At 69.5% G+C, this 22411-nt stretch carries 21 protein-coding genes and 1 pseudogene; 13 read left to right on the top strand and 9 right to left on the bottom strand.

Annotation, left to right across the window (positions count from 1 at the left end; genetic code table 11):
* Nucleotides 1-27: 27 nt before the first annotated feature.
* A complete protein-coding gene (locus ACQY4O_RS09840) occupies nucleotides 28-1287 on the top strand; it encodes an MFS transporter (RefSeq protein WP_428376166.1) in 1260 nt (419 codons plus the stop codon).
* 150 nt (nucleotides 1288-1437) lie between these two features.
* Nucleotides 1438-1803, top strand: coding sequence for a hypothetical protein (locus tag ACQY4O_RS09845; protein ID WP_428376167.1), 366 nt, complete (start codon nucleotides 1438-1440; stop codon nucleotides 1801-1803).
* Here the strand turns inward: ACQY4O_RS09845 and ACQY4O_RS09850 are convergent.
* Nucleotides 1701-2387, bottom strand: a complete 687-nt coding sequence (locus tag ACQY4O_RS09850; protein WP_428376168.1) for an MJ0042-type zinc finger domain-containing protein — start codon at nucleotides 2385-2387, stop codon at nucleotides 1701-1703. The genes ACQY4O_RS09845 and ACQY4O_RS09850 overlap by 103 nt on opposite strands.
* Before the next feature lie 161 nt (nucleotides 2388-2548).
* Here ACQY4O_RS09850 and ACQY4O_RS09855 point away from each other — a divergent pair, with 161 nt between their 5' ends.
* From ACQY4O_RS09855 to cydB, 7 genes are all read left to right on the top strand, one after another.
* The gene (locus tag ACQY4O_RS09855; RefSeq protein WP_428376169.1) at nucleotides 2549-3184 is read left to right on the top strand and encodes a cell division ATP-binding protein FtsE; all 636 of its coding nucleotides are present in this window, start codon (nucleotides 2549-2551) and stop codon (nucleotides 3182-3184) included.
* Complete coding sequence (locus ACQY4O_RS09860) at nucleotides 3181-4185, top strand: cell division protein FtsX (protein ID WP_428376170.1); 1005 nt, start codon at nucleotides 3181-3183, stop codon at nucleotides 4183-4185. Before ACQY4O_RS09855 ends, ACQY4O_RS09860 begins: the two co-directional genes overlap by 4 nt.
* On the top strand, nucleotides 4182-4793 hold the full coding sequence (locus ACQY4O_RS09865; RefSeq protein WP_428376172.1) for a YdcF family protein: 612 nt from the start codon (nucleotides 4182-4184) through the stop codon (nucleotides 4791-4793). Before ACQY4O_RS09860 ends, ACQY4O_RS09865 begins: the two co-directional genes overlap by 4 nt.
* Entirely contained in the window at nucleotides 4790-5566 is a 777-nt protein-coding gene (locus tag ACQY4O_RS09870) for a lysophospholipid acyltransferase family protein (RefSeq protein ID WP_428376173.1), read from the top strand. Before ACQY4O_RS09865 ends, ACQY4O_RS09870 begins: the two co-directional genes overlap by 4 nt.
* Before the next feature lie 333 nt (nucleotides 5567-5899).
* Complete coding sequence (locus ACQY4O_RS09875; RefSeq protein WP_428376175.1) at nucleotides 5900-7000, top strand: DUF2125 domain-containing protein; 1101 nt, start codon at nucleotides 5900-5902, stop codon at nucleotides 6998-7000.
* A gap of 95 nt (nucleotides 7001-7095) precedes the next feature.
* Nucleotides 7096-8556 carry a cytochrome ubiquinol oxidase subunit I gene (locus ACQY4O_RS09880; RefSeq protein ID WP_428376177.1) on the top strand — a complete coding sequence of 487 codons (1461 nt, stop codon included), beginning with the start codon at nucleotides 7096-7098 and terminating at the stop codon, nucleotides 8554-8556.
* Nucleotides 8557-8561: 5 nt separating this feature from the next.
* The gene (gene cydB, locus ACQY4O_RS09885) at nucleotides 8562-9617 is read left to right on the top strand and encodes a cytochrome d ubiquinol oxidase subunit II (protein WP_428376179.1); all 1056 of its coding nucleotides are present in this window, start codon (nucleotides 8562-8564) and stop codon (nucleotides 9615-9617) included.
* Here cydB and ACQY4O_RS09890 read toward each other — a convergent pair.
* Nucleotides 9614-9898: a hypothetical protein gene (locus ACQY4O_RS09890; protein WP_428376181.1), complete on the bottom strand. Its 285-nt coding sequence runs from the start codon at nucleotides 9896-9898 to the stop codon at nucleotides 9614-9616. The two genes, cydB and ACQY4O_RS09890, sit on opposite strands and share 4 nt — an antisense overlap.
* Before the next feature lie 446 nt (nucleotides 9899-10344).
* Here ACQY4O_RS09890 and ACQY4O_RS09895 point away from each other — a divergent pair, with 446 nt between their 5' ends.
* Complete coding sequence (locus tag ACQY4O_RS09895) at nucleotides 10345-10761, top strand: transposase (protein ID WP_428375103.1); 417 nt, start codon at nucleotides 10345-10347, stop codon at nucleotides 10759-10761.
* Nucleotides 10695-11114 (top strand): annotated as a pseudogene (locus tag ACQY4O_RS09900) (transposase); the annotation flags it as partial. The gene ACQY4O_RS09895 and the pseudogene ACQY4O_RS09900, both read left to right, overlap by 67 nt.
* Here ACQY4O_RS09900 and ACQY4O_RS09905 read toward each other — a convergent pair.
* The 5 genes from ACQY4O_RS09905 to phaR form a co-directional block, all read right to left on the bottom strand.
* The gene (locus tag ACQY4O_RS09905; protein ID WP_428376183.1) at nucleotides 11111-13375 is read right to left on the bottom strand and encodes a hypothetical protein; all 2265 of its coding nucleotides are present in this window, start codon (nucleotides 13373-13375) and stop codon (nucleotides 11111-11113) included. The pseudogene ACQY4O_RS09900 and the gene ACQY4O_RS09905 overlap by 4 nt on opposite strands.
* A 341-nt stretch (nucleotides 13376-13716) precedes the next feature.
* A complete protein-coding gene (locus tag ACQY4O_RS09910; protein WP_428376185.1) occupies nucleotides 13717-15963 on the bottom strand; it encodes a molybdopterin cofactor-binding domain-containing protein in 2247 nt (748 codons plus the stop codon).
* Between the two features lie 5 nt (nucleotides 15964-15968).
* On the bottom strand, nucleotides 15969-16937 hold the full coding sequence (locus tag ACQY4O_RS09915; RefSeq protein WP_428376187.1) for an FAD binding domain-containing protein: 969 nt from the start codon (nucleotides 16935-16937) through the stop codon (nucleotides 15969-15971).
* Nucleotides 16934-17608 (bottom strand): aldehyde dehydrogenase iron-sulfur subunit PaoA, encoded by a 675-nt coding sequence (gene paoA, locus ACQY4O_RS09920; RefSeq protein WP_428376189.1) that lies wholly within the window; start codon nucleotides 17606-17608, stop codon nucleotides 16934-16936. Before paoA ends, ACQY4O_RS09915 begins: the two co-directional genes overlap by 4 nt.
* A gap of 184 nt (nucleotides 17609-17792) precedes the next feature.
* Nucleotides 17793-18464 (bottom strand): polyhydroxyalkanoate synthesis repressor PhaR, encoded by a 672-nt coding sequence (phaR, locus tag ACQY4O_RS09925; RefSeq protein WP_428376190.1) that lies wholly within the window; start codon nucleotides 18462-18464, stop codon nucleotides 17793-17795.
* Between the two features lie 242 nt (nucleotides 18465-18706).
* Here phaR and ACQY4O_RS09930 point away from each other — a divergent pair, with 242 nt between their 5' ends.
* Nucleotides 18707-19765, top strand: a complete 1059-nt coding sequence (locus tag ACQY4O_RS09930) for an NAD(P)-dependent alcohol dehydrogenase (protein WP_428376192.1) — start codon at nucleotides 18707-18709, stop codon at nucleotides 19763-19765.
* A gap of 39 nt (nucleotides 19766-19804) precedes the next feature.
* Here ACQY4O_RS09930 and gloB read toward each other — a convergent pair whose 3' ends face one another.
* Nucleotides 19805-20542, bottom strand: a complete 738-nt coding sequence (gloB, locus tag ACQY4O_RS09935; protein ID WP_428376194.1) for a hydroxyacylglutathione hydrolase — start codon at nucleotides 20540-20542, stop codon at nucleotides 19805-19807.
* Between the two features lie 121 nt (nucleotides 20543-20663).
* On the opposite strand from gloB, the gene ACQY4O_RS09940 reads away from it, so the two are divergent.
* Nucleotides 20664-21362: a methyltransferase domain-containing protein gene (locus ACQY4O_RS09940; RefSeq protein WP_428376196.1), complete on the top strand. Its 699-nt coding sequence runs from the start codon at nucleotides 20664-20666 to the stop codon at nucleotides 21360-21362.
* 59 nt (nucleotides 21363-21421) lie between these two features.
* Here ACQY4O_RS09940 and ACQY4O_RS09945 read toward each other — a convergent pair whose 3' ends face one another.
* Nucleotides 21422-22339, bottom strand: coding sequence for a LysR substrate-binding domain-containing protein (locus tag ACQY4O_RS09945; RefSeq protein ID WP_428376198.1), 918 nt, complete (start codon nucleotides 22337-22339; stop codon nucleotides 21422-21424).
* Nucleotides 22340-22411 lie beyond the last annotated feature (72 nt).

Below are 22411 nucleotides of genomic sequence, written 5' to 3' on the forward strand. Positions count from 1 at the left end.
GCCCGGCGGCTGTGGCGTCCACGTGCCATGACCCTTCGACTGATCGGCGGCAGGCCGGCTTCGGCCGCCTTCATCTTGTTCACCGTCGCCCTCGACGCGCTGTGCTTCGGCATCGTGATCCCGGTGCTGCCCGACCTGGTGCGCGAGGTGTCGCGCGAGCCGCCGTCACAGGCCTCCTTCTATATCGGCGCGCTGTTCGCGGTGTTCTCGCTGACCCAGTTCGTCTGCGCCCCGGTGCTCGGCGGCCTGTCCGACCGGTTCGGCCGCCGGCCGATCCTGCTCACCTCGCTGAGCGCGCTCGGCATCAATTCGCTGCTCTGGGTCTGGGTCGACGACCTGCGCTGGCTGTTCGTCATGCGGGTGTTCGCCGGCCTGTTCGCGGCCAACGTGCCGACCGCATCGGCCTACATCGCCGACGTCACGCCGCCCGAGCAGCGCGCGCGCTATTTCGGCCTGATCGGGGCGATGTTCGGGCTCGGTTTCATCCTCGGACCCGTGGTGGGCGGCCTGCTGGGCACCTACTGGATCCGGCTGCCGTTCCTGGTCAGCGCCGGCCTGATCGGCTGCAACGTGCTGTACGGCGCCTTCGTGCTGCCGGAGAGCCTGCCGCCCGACCGCCGGCGGCGGTTCGAGTGGCGGCGCGCCAATCCGTTCGCCTCGCTGCTGCGTCTCGGCCTCGATGCGACCAGCCTGCGGCTCGGCTTTGCCTGGTTCGCGACCTGGTTCGCGCTCGGCGCGCAGCAGACCAGCTTCATCCTGTCCAACCAGATGCGCTTCGGCTGGAACAGCCTGGATAACGGGCTCGCCCTCGCCCTCGGCGGCGCGGCGCAGGCGCTGGTGCAGGGCGTGCTGGTGCGACGGGTGATCGGCCGGCTCGGTGCCCGCGAGACGGCGATGACCGGGTGCCTGCTCGCGGCCAGCGGCTACCTGGTTTACAGCTTCGCGGCCACGCCCTGGGTGATGGTGGGCGGCATCCCGATCCTGGCCCTCGGGGCACTCTCGGGGCCGCCGGTGCAGTCGCTGCTGTCGGCGGCGGCAGGGCCGCAGAGGCAGGGCGAGATCCAGGGCGCGCTGTCGTCGCTGCAGGGGCTTGCGATGGTGCTCGGGCCTCTGGTGATGGGCAGCCTGTTCGCGGCCGCGACCCGCCCGGACGGGCCGGTGCATGTGCCCGGGGCGCCGTTCATGCTGGCCGCCTGCGCCTGTCTCGCCGCCGCGCTGGGCCTGCGACATGTGGCCGTGCCGCCGGCCGGCAGCACCGCCGGCACGGCAAAAGCCGGCGGCGCGTGAGCCCGCCGGGCAGGGCGGGTCGAGACAGCGCCTTGTCGGACCCCGCCGCGCGCGTTAGTTCCGCCGCAGATGCATCCGACCCGGGACCGCATCCTGGATCGCTTCCTGGATCGCTTCCTGGGCCGGCACGCACGATGGAGACCTGATCAGATGGCTGTCGACTTGCGGCCGGACGGCCCCTTCCTGCGGGCACTCCGGCTGACGCTGTGGAGCATCGTGCACTTCGCGTTCTACTTCCTCCAGCAGGTGGCCGAACTGCTGGCGCCGCTGCTGCTGGTGCTCGGCCTGGGCTGGTGGGCGCTGCCGCGGCTGGTGGAGGCCATCACCACCCACGAGGCGACGGCCGACCAGCAGGCCCGCGACATCCTCAACAGCATCTCGGGCACCATCCCGCATGCGATCATCCTGGCGGGTCACTCGCTCACGCCGGGTGGCCTGATCGTGGACGGGCTGTTGCTGATGGCGCTCGCCGCCTTGGGTGCCACGCTCTCGGCGGTTGCGGCACGCGGCATGTGAGCGGTGCCGAACACCGCATAGAGCCTGGTCGAAGGCGGCCAGCCGAGCATGATAGGCTGGCGCCAGTGCACGCAGCCGGTGCCGATCGCCACCAGCAGCAGCACGCTCGCCGCCCAGGCGGCGCGCCAGGCTGCCGCTGGCGCCGGCGGGCCGGCGGGGAACGCCGCCACAGGGTCGTGATGCCCGGGCGCCGCGAGATCGGGCAGTTCGGCATCGGCTTCCCCGGCTTCCCCGGCTTCCCCGGCTTCCTCGGCTTCCTGGGCCGCCGCGACCGGCGGCTCCGGCGCCGGCAGGGAATGCTGCTTCAGGCTCGCGGCGATGCTGCGGCTGCCGGAGAGCGCGTCCGCATCGGCGGTCGCGACCGGGTCTGCTTCGAGCAACGGCACGGGTGCGGCCGCCCCGGCGTCCGGTTCGTCGAACGCCAGCCACTGCGTCGCACAGGCCACGCACCGGACTTGCCGGCCGGCCCGGGCGTGCGACGCCGGCACGTCGTAGGTCGCGGCACAGTCCGGGCAGGTGATCCGCAGCGCGGGCAGCGGCCGGGTTGCTTGCGTGGTCGACCCCATCCGCCGCATTCCCTTCATGGTCCGGGCCGGCCTGTCCGCAGGTCCACCGCGGGCGGCGGCGGGACGCGGTCATGATCCGATTGCAGGACGTGTCACTTCGTATCGGACGCGGATCGAATTGGCCAGGGCGAACTGTGTTTGCCGGGGGCGGCTGGCGGCCTGGGCAGAAGACGCCCGAAATGCTGCAGGCGGTGAGCTTCGCGGTGCCTGCGGGTGCCTTCCGCTGGCTGCTCGGCCCGTCTGGCGCCGGCAAGTCGAGCCTGCTGCGCGTGCTGCAACTCGCCGTGCTACCCAGCTCGGGCCAGTTCGAGCTGTTCGGCACCGCGGTGCAGCGGGCCCCGCGCCGTCAGCTGGTGCGGCTGCGGCGCCGCATGGGCGTGGTGTTCCAGGACCTGCGGTTGCTGCCCGAACTGAGCGTGTTCGACAACGTCGCGCTGCCGATGCGCCTGGCGCAGGTTCCGGAGCCGCGCGTGCAGGCCGAGGTCACCGAGATGTTGAGCTGGATCGGCCTGGGACGCAGGCTGCGGGCGCGGCCCGGCGAACTGTCCGTTGGCGAGCAGCAGCGCGCCGCGATCGCGCGCGCGGTGGTGCTGCGGCCGCCGCTACTGCTCGCCGACGAGCCGACCGGATCGCTCGACGCGCCGCAGGCGCTGCGGCTGATGGAGTTGCTGATGGAGCTGAACCAGCTCGGCTCGACGGTGATCGTGGCGACCCACAACGACCAGCTGGTCCGGCATTTCAAGGCCCCGGCCTTGCGGCTCGAGCGCGGGCGGCTGGTCGAGGACGGGCAGGCCGGCCCGCCGGCCGCGCCATGAGCGGCCACCCGGTCCGGAGCCTCCCGCCCCCCGAGCGCCCGGCCCCCACACGCCCGGCCCCCGCGCGCCCAGCGGACGGCCTGGGTCTGCGTCGCGCCATCCCCGACCGCATGCTGCCCAGCGTGGTGGCGGCGATGGCGTTCCTGGCGGCTCTCGCCTTTGCCGGCGCGGTCGGCGCGCATGCCCTGGCCGCGCGCTGGAGCCGCGGGGCCGGCGCGATCGTCACCGTTCAGGTCCCCGACCCGCAGGCACAAGCTGCGACCGGCGCCGGCAGCCGGATCGACACGGTGCTGGCAACCCTCGGCGGCACTCCCGCGATCGCGACCCGGCACCGGCTCGACGAGCACGAGCTCGACGCGTTGCTGCAGCCCTGGCTCGGTGCCCGCTCGGGGCTGCTCGCGCTGCCGCTGCCCGCCGTGGTGGAGCTTCGCCTGCGGCCCGCTTCAGTACTCCCCGCGGCGCTGGCCGGAACTTTGGCCATCGCGGCGCCCGGCACGCTCGTGGAGGACAGCGCCGTGTGGAGCAACCGGCTGCTGGCGCTGACCTACAGCCTGCAGGCCTGCGCCGGTCTCGCCTTGCTAACCGTGGCCGCGGTGGCCGGCTGGGTCGTGGCGCTGGCGACCCGGGCCGGCATCGCGCGCCGGCGCGGGGCGATCGAGCTGGTGCACGGCCTCGGGGCCACCGACAGCTACGTGGCCGGACGCTTCGCCCGGCGCACCGGGTGGCTCGCCCTGGTCGGCGGCGCGGTGGGCGCATTGGTGGCGTTGCCGGTGCTGGCGCAGTTGTCCCGGCTCGCGGCGCCGTTCGCCACCGGCGGCATGGGCCAGGCGCTGCCTGGAGCCATCATCGGCAGCCAGACCGACCTGCTGCCGAGCCTGATGCTGGACGCGCTGCCACTGCCGCTGCTGGTCGCACTGCCGGCGCTGCCGCTCGCCACCGGCCTGATCGGCTGGCTCACCGCGCAGGCGACGGTGCGCGCCTGGCTGCGGCGGCTGCCATGAGCGCCGCGCAGGTCCGGCCGCGCCGGCGTCCGGTGCTCGGGGTCCTGCTGCTGGCGGCCGGGCTCGCCTTCGGCTCCGGCTTCGTCTGGTTTGCGCACGACGCGCTGCAGCCGCCCGGCAAGCCCGGACAGGCCGACGGCATCGTGGCGCTCACCGGCGGCAGTGGCCGCATCGAGGTGGCGCTGTCATTGCTCGCCTCCGGCCATGCGGGCAGGCTGCTGATCTCCGGTGTCAACCCCAGCCTCGACCTTGCGCGGCTGGCGTATGCCTCCGGGCTGCACGTTCCCGCAGGAGTGGCGTCCGGGGCGATCTCGCTCGGCCACGCGGCCACCACCACCACCGGCAATGCCGAGGAGGCCGCCGCCTGGGCCCGCGCCAACAAGCTGCACAGCCTGATCGTGGTCACGGCGGGCTACCATATGCGGCGGGCCTTGATCGAGATCGGCGCGGCCCTCCCGGGCGTGCGGCTCGCGGCGGACCCGGTACTGCCGCCGGCTTTGTTGCGGCCGGCCTCGTTCGGCACCCTGCGCCTGCTGCTCACCGAGTATCTGAAGTGGCTCGCCGTCGAGATCGGCCACGCCGCCACGCATCCGCGGGAGATCGTATGATCCTGGTCCGGGCCGCCTTGTTCAACCTGTACTTCGTGCTGCTGACTCTCGGCATGGGCCTGCTCGCCTTCTGGGTCAGGCTGTTCGGCCCCCGGCACGCGCTGCGCTACGCGACCCTGTGGTGCCGGCTGTCGGTCGCCGGGCTGCAGCGCATCTGCGGCATACGCATCGCCCTGACCGGCCGCGAGCACCTGCCGTCCGGTCCGGTGCTGATCGCCTCGCAGCACCAGAGCGCCTTCGACACGCTGGTCTGGCTGACGCTGCTGCCGCGCCCGGCCTACGTGATGAAACGCGAGCTGACCCGCCTGCCGCTGGTCGGACCGATGCTGCTGCTGGCCGGCATGATCCCGGTCGATCGCGAGGCCGGCGCGACGGCGCTGCGCAACCTGCTGCGCGAAACCGGGCGGGCGGTCGCGGATGGCAGGCAGATCGTCATCTTCCCCGAGGGCACGCGGGTCGCCGCCGGCGGAACGGTCGCGCTGCAGCCGGGCATCGCGGCGCTGGCGGCGCATACCGGCCTGCCGGTGGTGCCGGTGGCTACCGATTCCGGCCGGTGCTGGTCGCGGCAGGCGTTCATCAAGCGGCCCGGCACCATACGCATCGCCATTGCGCCGCCGCTGCCGGCCGGCCTGCGTCGGCAGGCCCTGCTCGACGCCATACGCGATGCCTGGCAGGTGGAGGAAACCCGTATGGGCGGCGCCGCGACCCGGCACGCCATGCTGCAGTGCAACCTTGTGGATAACTCTGTGGGCGGCCAATCGGCGCGGATCTGATCGGGAGCACGGCCGAGTGCAACCCGGCTGCGACCGGACGCACTCCAGGCAGTCCCGGCTTCTCGATCGCGCTGTGGCCGACCGGCGGCCCGATCGGAAATCCCTTGTGTGCAGGCTGGAACTCTGCGCCCGCATCGGCCGGCATGCCCGGGTCCGGGGCGAGGAACACGCCGCCGTTACAGGCCGGCTGGCTGTCGCCGCGGCGGCGTTGCATCATGTGGATGGTTTTCCAGCACGGCCGTCGCAGCGGTTGAAAACAAGCCACTTCAACAACTTCGGCCGGGGGTTCGACGTGATCTGTGAGTTCCGTCCGACAACGCGACCAGGAGCACGATGAGACCCCGTCTGAGCCGCCTGCGGGCGCCGTTGGCGCTCGCACTCCTGCTGCTCGGCGCCGACACGCTCGGGTGGCTGTATGCACAGCATGTGCTGGACCGGCGCCTGATGCGCCTGCAGGCGCAGGCGAGCGAAGCCGGCTGGCGGTTCGACGCTTTGTCCATGGCGCGCGGCGGCTGGCCGCTGGCCGCGACGCGCCGCTTCGAGGAGCCCGGCCTGTATCCGGGTGGTCGGCTGGGCGGTCTGTCGGGCGGTGCGGTCTGGTCCGCAAGCCGCCTCACCGCCGCGATCTCGGTGTTGCATCCGAGCGAGATGACGCTCCGCCTCGGCGGCGGCCAGGTCATCGCGACGACCACTATCGCGACGACCGGTTCGCATCCCGCTCCCGACCTGCGCCAAGCGCTGCGCTTTCGGGGCGATGACGTCACGCTGGCGATCCCGCTGGGCACACGGCCCCGACAGCTGCGGTTGCACGCTACCCGCCTGCGGGTCGCGTTCCCGGCGGGCCTCGGCCTGGCACCGCTGCGCGTCCGGCGGCTCGAAGGCAGCCTGCGCTGGACCGGAGCGGCGGCGGCACTCAGCATCGCATCGCAGGATCTCGACCTGGCAGCCGGCGCGGCCGGACCCGGACTTGCAGTCGATACCGGCGCCCTGGAACTGTCGCTGGTCGGGCCGCTCGCGGCGAAGGGCGCAGGCTGGGCGGACCGGCTGCGGGCCTGGCGGGACAAGGACGGCCGGCTCATCGTGACCCGCGCCGCCCTGCTGTGGCCGGACGCGCGCTTAGCACTCGCAGGCAATGCCGCGCTGGATGGAAACCTGCGCCCCGACGGCGCCTTCAGCCTGCGCATCGTCGGTGCGGACGCCCTGGTGGAAAGATCGGTGAGAGCGGGATTGCTCAGTGCAGCGCAGGCGACGTCGATCCGCGCCATCCTCGGGCTGGTCGCGGCCGCGACCGACACCAGGCAGGGCAGCGGCAGCATCACCCTGCCGCTCGACTTGCATGCCGGAACCCTGGCCCTCGGCCGCATTCCACTGCTCCTTGTGCCGGCACTTGCACCCGGTCTCGCCGCAACCGCGCCCGCGGCCCCGATGCCATAGGCGTGAAAGCCCTGTTCAAGTTCGGTGATCCGTCCCATCTCAATGCTGCAACGCAGCAAGCTGTCTTGCTGACCGTCCCCTGAGGCTCAGAACGCATGTTCGGCATCGACGCCCTCACCCTCGCCCGTGGGCAGTTCGCCTTCACGGTCGGCTTCCACATCGTCTTTCCGGCCTTCTCGATCGGCCTCGCCGCCTACCTCGCGGTGCTGGAAGGCCTTTGGTTAAAAACCGGGCGGCAGGTCTATCTCGACCTGTGGCGCTACTGGGTGAAGATCTTCTCGATCGGCTTCGCCATGGGCGTCGTCTCCGGCGTCGTGATGTCGTACGAGTTCGGCACCAACTGGTCGGTGTTCGCGCGCAAGGCCGGCCCGGTGCTCGGCCCGATGCTGGCCTACGAGGTGCTGACCGCGTTCTTCCTCGAAGCCGGCTTCCTCGGCGTCATGCTGTTCGGCATGAACCGGGTCGGCCGCGGCCTGCACTTCCTCGCCACCTGCCTGGTCTCGGTCGGCACCCTGATCTCGATGAGCTGGATCCTGGCCTCGAACAGCTGGATGCAGACGCCGCGCGGCTACACCATCGACAGGGCGACCGGGCGCTTCCTGCCGGCGGACTGGTGGGCGATCATCTTCAACCCGTCGTTTCCGTACCGGCTGGTGCATATGGGGCTGGCCGCCTTCCTGTGCGTCGCCTTCGTGGTCGGCGCGGTCGGCGCCTACCACCTGCTGCGTGACCGGAAGCTTGCTCGGCGTCCGTCGGACGCGGTGCGGACGATGTTCTCGATGGCGATGTGGATGGCGGCCATCGTGGCACCGCTGCAGATCCTGGCCGGCGACACCCAGGGCCTGAACACGCTACAGTACCAGCCCGCCAAGATCGCGGCCCTGGAGGGTGACTGGCAGACCCGCGACCACGCACCCGAGATCCTGTTCGGGATTCCGAACATGAAGCAGGAGCGCACCGACTATAAAATCGAGCTGCCGTTGGCGGGGTCGCTGATCCTGACGCACAGCCTGAGCGGCCGCGTGCCCGGCCTGCTGCAGTTCAAGCCGCAGGACCGCCCGTATTCGCCGCTGATCTTCTTCACCTTCCGGATCATGGTCGGGCTCGGCATGCTGATGGCGCTGCTCGGCGCGCTGTCGCTGTTGCTGCGCTGGCGCGGCACGTTCTACAGCAATCCCTGGCTGCACCGCTTCGCACTGGCGATGGCACCGTCCGGCTTCATCGCCCTGCTGTGCGGCTGGATCACCACCGAGGTCGGCCGGCAGCCCTACACGGTGTACGGCCTGCTGCGCACCAGCGAGAGCGTCTCGCCGATCGCGCTGCCCGGCATCGCCACCTCGTTCGCCGCCTTCGTCGTGGTGTATTTCGTGGTGTTCGGCGCCGGCCTCGTATTCATCCTGCGCATGATGGCGCACGAGCCCGAGCTTGGTGAGAGCGGTCCCAACCCGCGCGAACCGATCCGCACCTCCGGCATCCATCCCGGCCCGGCGCAGGGGCCCGGCGAGCGGCCGCTCGACAAGCATCCCGGCGGCGCCCTGCCGCACCCGGCGGAGTGACGGACATGCTGCACGCTCACAGCGCCGGCGCGCAGGTGCTGCACGGCCAGGACTACTGGCTGCCGGTGCTGTGGAGCGGCATCGCCGCCTTCACCATCCTGGCCTACATCGTCCTCGACGGCTTCGATCTCGGCATCGGCCTGCTGTTCGCCGCCGAATACCGTCCCGACGACCGCAACGTCATGGTCAATACGGTGGCGCCGGTCTGGGACGGCAACGAGACCTGGCTGATCCTGGGGGGTGCTGCACTCTACGGCGTGTTTCCGGTGGCCTATGCCACCGTGCTGCCGGCGCTGTATCCGCCGATCATCGCCATGCTGCTGGCGCTGATCTTCCGCGGCGTCGCCTTCGAGTTCCGTTTCAAGGCGCTGTCCCAGCGCGGCAGGTTCCTGTGGGACCTCGCCTTCTTCGGCGGCTCGCTGGTGGCAGGCTTGGCCCAGGGCCTGACGCTGGGCGGCCTGATCCAGGGCATCAAGGTCGTCGATGATGCCTATGCCGGCGGCTGGTGGGACTGGCTGACGCCGTTCTCGGTCCTGTGCGGGGTCGGCGTGGTGACCGGCTACGCGCTGCTCGGGTCCTGCTGGCTGGTCTGGCGCACCGACGGGCCGCTGCAGGCGCGCTGCCGCCGGCACTCGCGCACGCTCGGCCTGTGCACGCTGGCGCTGATCGTCGCGGTCAGCCTGTGGACGCCGACATTGCAGGGCCACTACCTGCGGCACTGGTATGTCTGGCCGCGCATCCTGTTCGTGAGCCCGGTGCCGATCCTGGTGGCGGCACTCGCCGTGCTGTTCTGGCGCGGCCTGGCCCGCGAGGATGTCCACATCACGCCGCTGCTGTGCGCGCTCGGCTGGTTCTTCCTGTGCTTCACCGGGCTGGGCATCAGCGTCTGGCCGTACATCGTGCCGCCCGGCATCACCATCTGGGATGCCTCGTCACCGCCGAGCAGCCAGTATTTCCTGCTGGTCGGTGCGGGCGTGCTGATCCCGACGATCCTTGCCTACACGATCTACTCGTACTGGGTGTTCCGCGGGAAGATCGGCGTCGAGACGCACTATCACTAGAGGAGGCTGGCAATGATGGAGCCGGACCGGATGGCTGCGTCGCGGTCGTTCACCATACGCATGCTCTGGTTCATCGGCATCTGGGCCGCCAGCGTGGTCGTCGTGGGTGTGCTGGCCGAGGGCCTGAAGCGAATCATCCTGGGCTGACCGAGTGCCGCGGGCGGCCCCAGCAGAGCCACAAGCTTCGCCACCGTGTTCATGGTGCGCGCGGTGTCCGCTTCGGCGACCGGGATGCGCAGGTTCGTCAAGGCCATGCCGGAGCCGTAGCGGACATGGAACATGATCCAATCGATCATGCTCTGCTTGTCGTCTGCTGAAGAAGGCAAGCTCAGGGCGCTGCCCTGATCCCGCTGGGGCCCCGTCCTGGAGCAGTAGGGGCCCCAGACCCCGATTCTTAAATTCAAGGATTTCAAAGGCGAGCCTTTGATGGGCCTGAGCCGCGAAGCGGATCTAGGGGGCAAAGCCCTTGGCCTTCCCTCGTTGCGCTAAGAATGACTCGTTTCCGACTTTTTCATTCACCAGCCTGCTAGAGCAAGACCGGCTCAAGTTGAGCCGGTAAACTTGCTCTACCAGATTGATCTAGAGACTGAGTCACGTCTCAGGCTGGTTCAGCCTGAGACGATCAGGCTCTAGGTCATGTGGACGGAATCGGCCAGGGATTCACAAGACGGTCGATCAGTGATTCATAGCGGGTCGGCAGAAGTGGACCTGTTTGATGCTGACGCGGATGAGCGAGGAGGATTGGGAGATCGTTCTGGAGGTCTTCCGGGGCTGTCTTCCGAGGCGGGGCGAGAAGGCTCGTGATGACAGACGCTTTCTCGAGGCGCTGCATTTCTTCACGCTGCAGAACGTCTCGTGGCGGGCGCTGCCAGCCGAATACGGGCTCTGGAACACGGTCTGGAAGCGGTTCTCGCGGCTGAGCAACAGCGGTGTCTTCGAGGCATTCTTTCAGTCGCTGGCCGAACTCAGCCCCAGAGCGCACCTCGTGCAGATGTTCGACAGCACTACGGTTCGCGCTCATGTCTCGGCCGCAGGTGCAAAAGGGGGCAGCAAAATCAGGCGCTTGGCCGGTCGCGCGGCGGCTTCTCGACCAAAATCCACCTCAAGACCGACTTCGATGGGCAGCCACTCGCCTTCCATCTGACCGGCGGCGAGGCCAACGACAGCCCGCAGTTCCCCCTGTTGCTCGGCATCGGTCCCGACATCAAGCCGCGTGCCGTGCTGACTGACAAAGGCTACGACGCCAAGAGCAACCGAAGCGCAGCACGAAAGCTTGGCATCGTCCCACTGATTCCGGTCCGCAAGATCACCGTCCACAGCCCCAGGCACTTCCCGAGGCTGCTCTACAAAACTCGCGCCCGTATCGAGCAGGCAGTCGGCAAGCTCAAGCGCTTCAAGCGAGTAACATTGCGATGCGAGAAAACCCGGCAGAACTACGAGTCAATCGTGGCCTTCGCCTGCGGCCTCATCTTGTCCAAATCCGTCCACATGACCTAGTCCTGGCCGCGCAGCGCTCCGAGCAGGGAGCGGGCCAGGTAGTATTCGTTGTAGGGGTGGTCGTCGGTGATGATCGGACCGCGATCTCCCCCGGAGACCGGAACCCGTCCGGCCAATATCCGGGTGGCCATGGCCAGCGGCGTCGCGCGCGGGTCCCATTCGACCAGATCGCGGCGCACGGGCTCCGGCAGGCGCGAGACGAAGGTGGCGGCATCGATGGTCGGGATCGGCTGCATCGAGGCAAGGTAGTGCGTGCCCCAGCCTTCGATCGACCGGTAGGCGACGACATACGCAAACGCCTGCGACAGGGTCCGCGCCACCGCCTGTCCGGTCGCGTCGTCATCGCCCGGATACCATTGCTGCAAGATCCCTCCCGGACGCAGCCTGCGGCGGATCACCGTGTACATCTCGCGCGAGTAGAGCAGGCTGGAGCCGGCGGCCTCGATCGGCGGCGGCGGGTCGATGACGATCACGTCGTAGGTCTGCCCGACCCGGGTCAGGTAGCGGCGCCCATCATCGACAACCATGTGCACGTTGCGGGCGGCGGTCACCGAAGCCGCGTCGGCATGGAAGAAGCCGAACAGGCGGATCACCGACGCGGTCAGGTCGACGGCGGTGGTGTCGATCCCCCAGCGCGACATCGTCCGCATCGTGGTACCCATGCCGAAGCAGATGACCAGGCCGTTACGCGCATGTCCGTGCACCGCGAGCGGCAGGTCGGCCATGATCTTGGTGATCGGCGTCAGGGAGGTGATGCCGACGCCGTTCACCAGCAAGGTCTTCTGCTGGCCGGCGCCGAAAGCGATGGCGGTGGCGGCATAGTCGCGACGGGTCTCGAACGGCTCGCCGCCGGACACGCTGCTTTCGTAGCTGCGGGCAAACGCGAAGCTCAGCGCGAGGACGCCGACGCAGCCTGCGAGGGCGACGCGCTGGGTTCGGGTTCGCGTGCCGGATGGCCGAGCACGCGGTCGCGGGGCGGCTGCCGGCAGGCGGGGGTCCAGTACCGACCAGGTGGCCAGCGCGATCAGCGGCAGCACCAGGAGCAGCAGGCAGATGCGGACATCGAACCGGGTGACCAGCAGGTAGCCGGCGACGAGCGGGCCGAGGATGCTGCCGAGGATGTTCATGGTGTAGCTCGTAGCCGCGCGCGCGGGATCGCCGAGGCTGGCGGCATCGACCAGCCGCGGGGTCAGGATGCCGAGCACGACGGAAAACGGCACGATGCTGAGCAGCACGTCGAGAGGGGTCATCTGTATGCGCGGATCGTCCAGTATCGCCGGCACGCAGGCGGTGAAGCAGGCCGCCAGCAGCAATGAGGTGTCGGACGGGATGCTTCCGAGCCGCACGCGACGGCGATAGAGTGCGGCGCCGATCGCGGTGGCGAGAAGGTAGGTCGCGAGGATCGCGGCGAACGCATAGATCGTGGTCTTGAGCACGATGGTGAAGCCGCGGGTCCAAACCACTTCCATCGCCAGCGAGCAGAAACCGGTGGTGAATAGGATCAGGTTCGCCGGCACCGGGCCCGGAGCGACCATGACCGCCGGCCGGGTCGGCGCGCCCCAGGCCGGCGGACACGCCGGCAGACGGTCCTCGCCGGCGCCGAGGCGAATGCCGATCGCACCGATCAGGAGGTTGGTGAGCGCCGCCACCAGCCCGGTGCCGGTAAAGCCGAGCCACTCGATCAGCACGCCGGCGCAGAGGAGCGTGCCGGTCGCCGCGCCGATGACGTTGGCGCGATAGAGGAAGCTGAAGCTGCGGGTCTTGCCGACGTCACGATCGGGGTCGCGCCAGCCGGTGCCGACGAAGCCCATCATCAGCGGAAGGGTGGCGCCCATCAGCACGCACCAGGGCAGGATCGACACGGCGATCGCGACCGACGAAAGAGCGAGGTAGCTGGCCGACCCGCCCGCATCGCCATCCAAGAGCAGATGCTGGCCGAACGCCATGCTCCAGGGCACCACGAAGGCGCCGAGGCCGATCAGCATTTCGGTGGCGCCATAGAGGGTGGCGGCGGAGCAGCCGAGACGGGTGCACAGCGCGCCGCCATATCGTCCCGCCAGCAGCGAGCCGATCCCCAGCCCGAGCATGAACACCGAGATCACGGTCGACAGCACCGGCGTGATGACGCCGAAATGGGCGAACGCCATGCGAAGCCAGATGATCTGATAGACGAGGCTGCAGAAGCCGGACAGGAAGAACAGGGCAAACAGCACGGGCCGGATCCAGAGGTCGTGGCCCGGCGCCGCTTTGGTTTCCGCCATTCGCGATGATGTCTCCAGGCGATCGGCCAGCGGACCGTGTGTCCGATGCGCCGGATGCAGCCGGGATCGGTCCTCGCGACAGTCTTGATGATCCGGCAGCATCACCAGAACCGACTAACCTAATTCCGTAAGCAATACGAGATGAAACAGTAACGTTTATAAACGCGACGATGTCCCGCGGAACTGATTCGTTTTTGCCAACCGCGCTATCGCCGTTGCCGTGAAAAAAGGATTCCAAAGGAGAGCCATCCTTTGGCAGGCCCGATGAACGTATCCCCGCGCAATCAAACGTCGGTTCCGACGCAGGGCGCATCCCCTGGAGCAGCCTGAACGGGACCCGGCTAAGCCTGCACCGGCAGGCCGGCGATCACCTTGTCCAGGGTCATCGGGTAGTCGCGGAGGCGCAGGCCGCAGGCATTGTGGACCGCATTGGCGACCGCGGCCCCGGCGCCGCAGATCCCGAGTTCGCCGACGCCCTTCGCCTTGAGCGGGTTGGCGATGGGATCGAGCTCCTCGAGGAAATACGCCTCCACCGCCGGCACGTCGGCATGCACAGGCACATGATATTCCGCGAGGTCGTGGTTGACGAAATCGCCATGACGCTGGTCCGGCACCGCATCCTCCATCAGTGCCGCCCCGATCCCGAACACCATGCCGCCGATCGCCTGGCTGCGCGCGGTCTGCGCGTTCAGCACCCGGCCGATGCCGAACACGCCGAGCATCCGTCGCACCCGCACCTCGCCGGTATCGGCGTCCACCGCCACTTCCGCGAAATGCGCGCCGAACGAGGCCTGCGCATAGCGCTTGAGCAGGGAGCCGGGCTTGATCCCGCCGGTGGCGGTGACGCCGTCCGAGCCGGCCAGTGACGCAAGGGAGAGCACGCGACCGTCCTGCATGATCTGGCCGTTCGCGAACTGCGACTTCTGAGGATCGAAGCCGGCCCGCCGGGCCAGCGCGATGCGCAGCTGGGCGCAGGCGTAATAGACCGCCGATCCCGAACTCGCCGCGCCGAACGATCCGCCCGACCCCGAGGCTTCCGGCAGGTCGGTATCGCCGAGCTGCATCACCACGCGCTCGGGCGGCAGGCCCAGCATCTCGCCCGCGATCTGCGTCAGGATGGTGTAGGTGCCGGTGCCGATATCGGTCATCGCGGTGCCCACGGTCAGGATGCCGCGAGCGTCCAGGTGCGCCTGGGCATCGGACGGACGCAGGGCCACGTTGCGTATGGCGGACGCGACACCCATGCCGAGCAGCCATTGCCCCTCGCGCCGCTGGCCGGGCCGGGGCGACCGCCGCTCCCAGCCGAAGCGCTGCGCGCCCTCGTGCAGGCAGTCGGCGAGCCGCCGGGTCGAGAACGGCCGCGACGGCCCATGCTCGGGGTCGTACTGCACGTCGTTCTTCACCCTCAGCGCCACCGGGTCCATCTGCAGCCGGTCGGCCAGCTCGTCCATCGCGCATTCCAGCGCCAGCAGGCCGACCGCCTCGCCAGGCGCGCGCATCGAGGCCGCCAGCGGCAGGTCCAGCCGCACCTGCCGGTGCGCGGTCATGCGGTCATGCGCGGCGTACAGCAGCCGGGTCTGGTTGGCGGCGGTCTCGTAGAACGCCTGGCCCTGCTGGTTGCCGGACCAGCTCTCATGGCCGATCGCGCGCAGGGTGCCATCTGCATCGGCACCGAGCCGGACGCGCTGGATGGTCGCGGTGCGGTGCGTGGTCTGCCCGAACACCTGCGGCCGGCTGAGCGCGATCTTGACCGGGCGCGCGAGCTGGCGCGCGGCCATGCCTGCCACGATGGCATCGGCGTAGGTGACCAGCTTGGAGCCGAAGCCACCGCCGATATAGCGCGACAGCACCCGCACCCGGTCCGGCTGCAGCATCAGCGTCTCGCACATCGTCTGCGAACAGGAGGCGAGCATCTGGTTCGAGGTGTGCAGCGTGAGCCGGTCGCCGTCCCAGGCCGCCAGCGAGGCATGCGGCTCCATCATCGCATGCGCCTGGTGCGGCGTGGTGTAGGTCGCATCGACCTGCACCGAAGCCGACGCGAAGGCCTGCGCGAAGTCGCCGACATGGGTGTCGACCGGCTGCGACGGGCTCCGCTGCGGCGGCACCCTCGCCTGCGGCACCCCGGCGGCGAGGTCGAAATGCCCGCGCCGTGCGTCATACCCGACCGACACGAGGGCGGCGGCGGCGCGCGCCTGCTCGAAGCTGTCGGCGACCACCAGCGCCACCACCTGGCCGTTCTGCCGGATGATCGCATCCGCCATCTGCGGCTTGCAGTACTGTGAGGCGGGACCGCCCTGGCGCGGCGCGTTGCGGTGGGTCATCACCAGCCGCACCCCCGGCGCCTGCTCGGCCGCCTGCGTGTCCAGCCGCGTGATGCTGCCCTGCGCCACGGTGGCAAGCACCAGCACGCCGACCAGCGCCGGGCCCGCGGGATCGGTCACCTCATAGGCATAGGGCGCCCGGCCGCTCACCTTCAGCGGGCCATCCACGCGGGCGATGCCGCGGCCGAGCAGGTGCTCCTGGTCGAGCGGGTTGGGGCCGGCGGGGCTGTCGAACAGGCTCGGCCTGATGGCAGGCTGCGATTGCATCGGGCTCAGCCTTCCGTCGCCTGCCGCAGGGTCGCCACCAGCGTGCGCCGCAGCAGCGGGATCTTGTAGTCGTTGCCGCCCTGGCCGACGGCGCCGGTCAGCACCTGGTCGGCGGCGCGCTCGAAGACGGCGCGTGACGGTGCCTCGCCCGCCAGCAGCCGTTCCGCCTCCCGGTCGCGCCACGGCCTGTGCGCGACGCCCCCGAACGCCAGTCGGGCCTGCGCGATCCGGCCGTGCCGCATCTCCACCACGGCCGCCACCGACACGGCGGCGAAGGCATACGAGGCGCGATCGCGCACCTTGCGGTACAGGTGCCGCCCGGCCAGCGGCGACGGCAGGCGCACCGCCACGATCAGCTCGCCCGGCTGCAGGCTGGTCTCGATCTGCGGTGTGTGCCCGGGCAGCCGGTGCAGCTCCGACACGGGGATGCGGCGGCGATCGGTCTCCACCACCGCATCGAGCAGCAGCATGGCCACCGCCATGTCCGACGGATGCGTCGCGATGCAGGACGCACTCGCGCCGAGGATGGCGTGGATGCGATTATAGCCGCCGATCGCGTCGCAGCCGGACCCCGGCGCGCGCTTGTTGCAGGCCTTCGCGATGTCGGTGAAATAGTAGCAGCGGGTGCGCTGCAGCAGGTTGCCCGCAGTGGTGGCCTTGTTGCGGAGCTGCCCGGTGGCGCCGGAGAGCAGCGCCCGCGACAGCACCGCATAATGCCGGCGCACGTGCGGATCGGCGGCCAGCGCCGCGTTGCGGACCAGCGCCCCGATCCGCAGCCCATCGCCGGGCAGCACCTCGATCATGTCCAGTGGCAGCCGGTTCACATCCACCAGGTGGCCGGGCTGCTCGACATCGAGCTTCATCAGGTCGAGCAGGTTGGTGCCGCCGCCGATGAACGCGGCATCCGGCCGCGATGCCGTCGCCTGCGCCGCCTGCGCCACATGCGACGGCCGCTCGTAGGTGAAGGCCTTCATGCGATCTCGCCGCTGGCGTCGCGGATCGCCGCCACGATGTTGGGATAGGCCGAGCATCGGCAGATGTTGCCGCTCATGCGCTCGCGCAGTTCCGCATCGGTCAGCTCGTGCCGCGTCGCCCGCAGGTCCTCGGTGACGAAGCTCGGCATGCCGGCACGATGCTCGGCGAGCATGGCCACCGCCGAGCAGATCTGCCCGGGCGTGCAGTAGCCGCACTGGTAGCCGTCATGCTTCACGAAGGCCGCCTGCATCGGATGCAGGTCGTCCGGATGGCCGAGCCCCTCGATGGTGGTGACCGCGTCGCCGTCATGCATCACCGCGAGCGACAGGCAGGAGTTGATGCGGTGCCCGTTCAGCATCACCGTGCAGGCGCCGCACTGGCCGTGGTCGCAGCCCTTCTTGGTGCCGGTCAGCATCAGGTGCTCGCGCAGCGCGTCGAGCAGGGTGACGCGGGGATCCAGCATCAGCGCGTGATGGACGCCGTTGACCTGCAGATCGACCGCTAGCGCCGCGCCGGGCTCGGCGGGCGCCGCGTGGGAAAGACCGGCACGGGCCGATGCCGCGACCGGCCGCTCCTCCAGGGCCACCACCGCGCCGGCGGTCAGGCTGGCGGCGCCACCCTTGAGCACGCCGCGCCGCGTCGGCAGGGAATTCCGGTCACCGTCCGCCATGCCGCCCCTCCAGGCCCGTTCGCCGGCCCCCGACAGCCAGCCAATGGCCTGGCCGGCCTGTCCCAGACGTGTGCGGCGCCGGGGCCAGATCAAGCCGGACGGCGGCCGAGGGAGGGTTTTTCGGAGACCCGTAACAGTTTGCAAGCAACGCCCGGCCCGGACCCGGCGCGGATCTGGGCGCGGTTCAGTGCCGGGCGCCGCCGCGGGCGAGCGAGCGCACCGGCATCTCGGCGAGACTGGCGGACGCCTGCGCCAGCTCCTCACGGAGTCGGGCGACCTCCTCTCGCAGCGCCAGGAGCTCCGCGACATCGCCCGCCGGGCGCGCCGGCGTAGGTCCCGCAACAGTGCTCCCCTCCTGCCCCGGCCGGTAGAATGGCGAGTACAGGGTCGCGCGTTCCATCACCGCGACATTCTGGGCGGCAACGCTCTGGACAGCTTGGCGTCCGACCTCTTCGAGCGCCGCCGGGCTGCCCGTCGGCACCAGCGCCTGCATGGTCCGCTCCACCGACGCGCGAACCTGGGCCTGCTGGGCAGCGAACTGCTCCATCATGCGCTCGAGATACTCGGGCACCAGTCCCTGCATGCTGTCGCCATAGAACCCGATCAGCTGGCGCAGGAAGGAGGTCGGCAGCATGTTGCGGCCCTTGGTCTCCTCTTCCATGATGATCTGGGTGAGGACGGCGCGGGTGATGTCGTCGCCCGTCTTGGCGTCATAGACCACGAAGTCGCGGCCTCGCCGCACCATGTCGGCCAGCGTGTCCAGGGTGATGTAGATCGAACTCTCGGTGTCGTAGAGACGTCGGTTGGCGTATTTCTTCACCACGACCGGCGGTAGCGGGCGATCCTCTTCCGACAAGATGTCCTCCCATCCGGGACTTATGGCGGTCTGCTGCGACCATAAGCGCGTAACATAGCACGCGCGGCAGCCGGGCGTCCCGGTCGGGGTTGCATATCACCCAATCGCCCGGCAGCCCAAGTGCTGTCCTAAAGTGCTGACCTCGCCGGGCCCTGCCGCGGACCGCCGTGTCGATCCTGACCTTGTCGATCATCCGGTGCCACCGCATCTAAGCGGTCCCGTCCCCACCTCCTGGAGAGACCATGTTCGATTGTACCGGCTATGCGAGCCATGCCGCCGACAAACCGCTATCGCCGATCCGTTTCGAGCGGCGTGATCCGGACGCCGACGACGTGCAGATCGAGATCCTGTTCTGCGGCGTCTGCCATTCCGACCTGCACATGGCCCGCAACGAGTGGTCCAACAGCGTCTTCCCGGTCGTGCCCGGGCACGAGATCGTCGGCCGGGTGACCAGGGTCGGCGCCAACGTCACGAAGTTCCGCGAGGGCGACCTGGCCGGCGTCGGCTGCATGGTCGATAGCTGCCGGCACTGCGCAAGCTGCAAGGAGGGCCTCGAGCAGTATTGCGAGAACGGCTTCACCGGCACCTACAACGATCCGGACCGCAAGACCCCGGGCCTGCGCACCTATGGCGGCTACAGCCGGGCGGTGACCGTCGACCAGTCCTTCGTCCTGCGCCTGCCGCCCAACCTGGAGCTGGCCGCGGTGGCACCGCTGCTCTGCGCCGGCATCACCACCTATTCGCCGCTGCGCCATTGGAACGCCGGGCCCGGCAAGAAGGTCGGGGTGGTCGGCCTCGGTGGCCTCGGCCACATGGCGGTCAAGCTGGCGCACGCGATGGGCGCCGATGTCACCCTGTTCACCACCTCGTCGAGCAAGGTCGAGGATGGCCGCAGGCTCGGGGCTAGCGCCGTGGTGATCTCGAAGGACCAGGGCGCGATGAAGGCCGTGGCGCGCAGCTTCGACCTGATCATCGACGCGGTTGCAGCGGACCACGACATCAACAGCTACCTCGCTTTGCTAAAGCGCGACGGCACCCTGGTGCAGGTCGGCGCTCCCGAGAAGCCGCTGTCGGTGCATGCCTTCAGCCTGATCAACCCGCGACGCAACTTCGCGGGCTCGCTGATCGGCGGCATCGCCGAGACCCAGGAGATGCTGGATTTCTGCGGCGAGCACGGCATCACCTCGGACATCGAGATGATCCGGATGGACCAGATCGACGACGCCTACGAGCGCATGCTCCGCAGCGACGTGAAGTACCGCTTCGTGATCGACATGGCGACGCTCGACGCCGCAGCCTGATATGGCCAGCCACCGCAGTTCGGCTGCGGTGGCGGCCTTCTAGCGAAACCTGTCCTTCCAGCTCCGCAGCCGGGTGAATTCGGAGAGGTCGGGCGCCAGCAGGAACGGGTTGGTTTCCTGCTCCAGCTCCAGCCGCACCGGCACTGTCGGCTTGCCGGCCCGGCGCAGGGCGGCGACCTCGGCGGCTCGCTCCGCGATGGCCGGGTTAGAGGAAAGTGCGGCCACGGCGAAGCGCGCATTCGCCTCGGTGTATTCGTGGCCGCAGCACACCAGCGTCTCCGGAGGCAGCGACGCGAGCCGCCGCATGCTTTCGAACATCTCGGCCGGACTGCCCTCCAGCAGCCGTCCGCAGCCCAGGCTGAACAGCGTGTCGCCGCAAAACACGGCAGGCGTCGCGGCGAAGAAATACGAGATGTGCCCGCGCGTGTGACCGGGCGTCTCGATCACCTGCGCGATGCTGTCGCCGAGGGCGACCGCGTCGCCTTCGGCGACGGCACGATCCAGCCGGGGCAGGCGCCCGAGATCGGCGCCGGCACCGACGATCGCCGCCCCCGTCCGCTCGCGCACGGCCTCGGCGGCATCGATGTGGTCGGCGTGGTGGTGGGTGAGCAGGATCAGCGACAGGCGGCCGCCGATGGCTTCCGCCTGCTCGATGGCCGCAAGCACGGGTGCCAGCTCGGCCGGGTCCACGATGGCGAGCGCCTGGCTCGCCGGATCGCGCAGCAGCCACGCATAGTTGTCCGACAGGATCGGCACAGGCCGGATCTCAAGTCCCATTGATGGCCTCCCCGCCGTCGACGCTCGCACCGTCATAACCTGCTACAAGCCGGACTTGCTACAAGCCGGGGCGGCTACCCGGCCGATGAAGCTGCAGCCGGCCCGTGCTATGGACGATGCTATGAGCGACGACTTCCGGGTAGTAGCGGAATTCTATGCCAGCCGCGGTGGACGCGTCGCGGCGCGCCTGCTGCGCCGGCAGCTCGCGGACCTGTGGCCCGACCTCGGCCGCCTGAACGTGCTCGGGCTGGGTCACGCGCAGCCCTTCCTGTCGCTCTGGCAACAGGATGCGGCGCTCTGCATCGCCGCCGAGACCCGGCTGCCCGCCGACACGCAGCATCTCGCCTCGGCCACCTGCATCGTCGACGAGCAGGAGCTGCCGTTCCCCGACCTCAGCTTCGACCGCATCCTGCTGAGCCACGCCCTCGAGACGTCGGCCAGCGCGCCGCGCCTGCTGCGCATGGTCTGGCGCGTGCTCAAGGATGACGGACGCCTGATGCTGATGGTGGCGAACCGGCGCGGCCTGTGGGCGCATCGCGAGAGCACGCCGTTCGGCCAGGGCGCCCCCTGGTCGCGCGGCCAGGTCGACCGGCTGCTGGCGCAGTCGCTGTTCCGCATCGAGCGCAGCAGCGGCGCGCTCTGGATGCCGCCGGCCGACATCCGGCCGGTGCTTCGCCTCGGCCGCTTCACCGAGCGCACCGGTGCGAGGCTGGCGCCGCAGCTGTCCGGCGTGCTGCTGATCGAGGCGGTCAAGGATGTCTATGCCGCGATGCCGACGGCGCGTCGCGCCGTGCGCCGGACGCTGGTACAGGCCGCCTAGTTTGATGGGCCGATTGAACCCGCCGCTCGGGTAGCGAGCGTCAGGATCGCGCCACTAGCTCAGCCCCCTGCTGAAGTCACGCCAACCGGGCCGCGCGCTTCGCCGACAAGCCAGTCAACGAAGCCGGCAAACAGGTTCCCGGCATCGGCCTGACGCGGGATGACCGCAACATAACCCGTCCGCGCAACCCGGATGTCCGGCAGCGGCGTCATCAGCCTGCCGCTGGCAACGTCGATCTCCAGCATCGGCAGCGGGCCGATCCCGATGCCAAGCCCATCTTCCACCGCCTGACATGTCACGAAGAAGTGATCGAATATCTGGCGGGGAAGTCCGGCAAGCTGTTGCAGTTCTGCCGCCTCGAGCCAGTCCGCCCAATCGCCGGCGCGGGTCTCGCTCGCGAGCAGCGTATGTCCCGCGATGTCGGCCGGCTCCAGGATCGGCCGATGCGCGAACAGCGCCGGGCTCATGATCAGGGTGTCGACATCATCCAGCACCGGAACGACGCGATGCTGAGGCCATCCATGCTCCCGAGCCACGCCGCGCCGGATCGCCACATCGACGCCACCGCGCAATTCCTCGAGCACGGTCGATACCGTCGTCACCGCGACTTCGACGTGCGGATGACCGGCGTGGTAGCGATGCAGCCGCGGGATCAGCCAGCGCATCGCAAAGCTGGTCGGGGCGCTCACGCGCAGGATGCGGCGCGCGCCGGGCCGGCCGCATGCCTGCGCCGCAACAGCCAGGCGGTCGAACGCAGAACCGACCTCGGCGGCGAAGATGCTCGCCATCGGCGTCGCGACCATGCGGCGGCCCGCCTTGGTGAAGAGCCTCTGCCCCAGCCAGCTTTCGAGTGCCGCGATCTGCCGGCTAACCGCGCCATGGGTGACACCGAGCTGCGTCGCCGCCTCGGCGTAGCTCCCGGTCCGAGCGGCGACCTCGAAGACACGCAACGCGTTGAGAGGTGGCAGGCGACGCATGAATTCCTTGAGTAAAGCTGACGCATATCGTGAGCAATGCGTGGCTGGTTGAATATTCCTCGCTTATCTATC

This window comes from Lichenicoccus sp. (genome assembly GCF_965277665.1).
Taxonomy (GTDB): domain Bacteria; phylum Pseudomonadota; class Alphaproteobacteria; order Acetobacterales; family Acetobacteraceae; genus Lichenicoccus.

Excerpts from the sequence above, each read along its gene's own strand:
- ACQY4O_RS09840 (WP_428376166.1), top strand. The coding sequence starts at position 28 with ATGACCCTTCGACTGATCGGCGGCAGGCCGGCTTCGGCCGCCTTCATC.
- ACQY4O_RS09845 (WP_428376167.1), top strand. The coding sequence starts at position 1,438 with ATGGCTGTCGACTTGCGGCCGGACGGCCCCTTCCTGCGGGCACTCCGG.
- ACQY4O_RS09850 (WP_428376168.1), bottom strand. The coding sequence starts at position 2,387 with ATGAAGGGAATGCGGCGGATGGGGTCGACCACGCAAGCAACCCGGCCG.
- ACQY4O_RS09855 (WP_428376169.1), top strand. The coding sequence starts at position 2,549 with ATGCTGCAGGCGGTGAGCTTCGCGGTGCCTGCGGGTGCCTTCCGCTGG.
- ACQY4O_RS09860 (WP_428376170.1), top strand. The coding sequence starts at position 3,181 with ATGAGCGGCCACCCGGTCCGGAGCCTCCCGCCCCCCGAGCGCCCGGCC.
- ACQY4O_RS09865 (WP_428376172.1), top strand. The coding sequence starts at position 4,182 with ATGAGCGCCGCGCAGGTCCGGCCGCGCCGGCGTCCGGTGCTCGGGGTC.
- ACQY4O_RS09870 (WP_428376173.1), top strand. The coding sequence starts at position 4,790 with ATGATCCTGGTCCGGGCCGCCTTGTTCAACCTGTACTTCGTGCTGCTG.
- ACQY4O_RS09875 (WP_428376175.1), top strand. The coding sequence starts at position 5,900 with ATGAGACCCCGTCTGAGCCGCCTGCGGGCGCCGTTGGCGCTCGCACTC.
- ACQY4O_RS09880 (WP_428376177.1), top strand. The coding sequence starts at position 7,096 with ATGTTCGGCATCGACGCCCTCACCCTCGCCCGTGGGCAGTTCGCCTTC.
- cydB (WP_428376179.1), top strand. The coding sequence starts at position 8,562 with ATGCTGCACGCTCACAGCGCCGGCGCGCAGGTGCTGCACGGCCAGGAC.
- ACQY4O_RS09890 (WP_428376181.1), bottom strand. The coding sequence starts at position 9,898 with ATGTTCCATGTCCGCTACGGCTCCGGCATGGCCTTGACGAACCTGCGC.
- ACQY4O_RS09895 (WP_428375103.1), top strand. The coding sequence starts at position 10,345 with ATGAGCGAGGAGGATTGGGAGATCGTTCTGGAGGTCTTCCGGGGCTGT.
- ACQY4O_RS09905 (WP_428376183.1), bottom strand. The coding sequence starts at position 13,375 with ATGGCGGAAACCAAAGCGGCGCCGGGCCACGACCTCTGGATCCGGCCC.
- ACQY4O_RS09910 (WP_428376185.1), bottom strand. The coding sequence starts at position 15,963 with ATGCAATCGCAGCCTGCCATCAGGCCGAGCCTGTTCGACAGCCCCGCC.
- ACQY4O_RS09915 (WP_428376187.1), bottom strand. The coding sequence starts at position 16,937 with ATGAAGGCCTTCACCTACGAGCGGCCGTCGCATGTGGCGCAGGCGGCG.
- paoA (WP_428376189.1), bottom strand. The coding sequence starts at position 17,608 with ATGGCGGACGGTGACCGGAATTCCCTGCCGACGCGGCGCGGCGTGCTC.
- ACQY4O_RS09930 (WP_428376192.1), top strand. The coding sequence starts at position 18,707 with ATGTTCGATTGTACCGGCTATGCGAGCCATGCCGCCGACAAACCGCTA.
- gloB (WP_428376194.1), bottom strand. The coding sequence starts at position 20,542 with ATGGGACTTGAGATCCGGCCTGTGCCGATCCTGTCGGACAACTATGCG.
- ACQY4O_RS09940 (WP_428376196.1), top strand. The coding sequence starts at position 20,664 with ATGAGCGACGACTTCCGGGTAGTAGCGGAATTCTATGCCAGCCGCGGT.
- ACQY4O_RS09945 (WP_428376198.1), bottom strand. The coding sequence starts at position 22,339 with ATGCGTCGCCTGCCACCTCTCAACGCGTTGCGTGTCTTCGAGGTCGCC.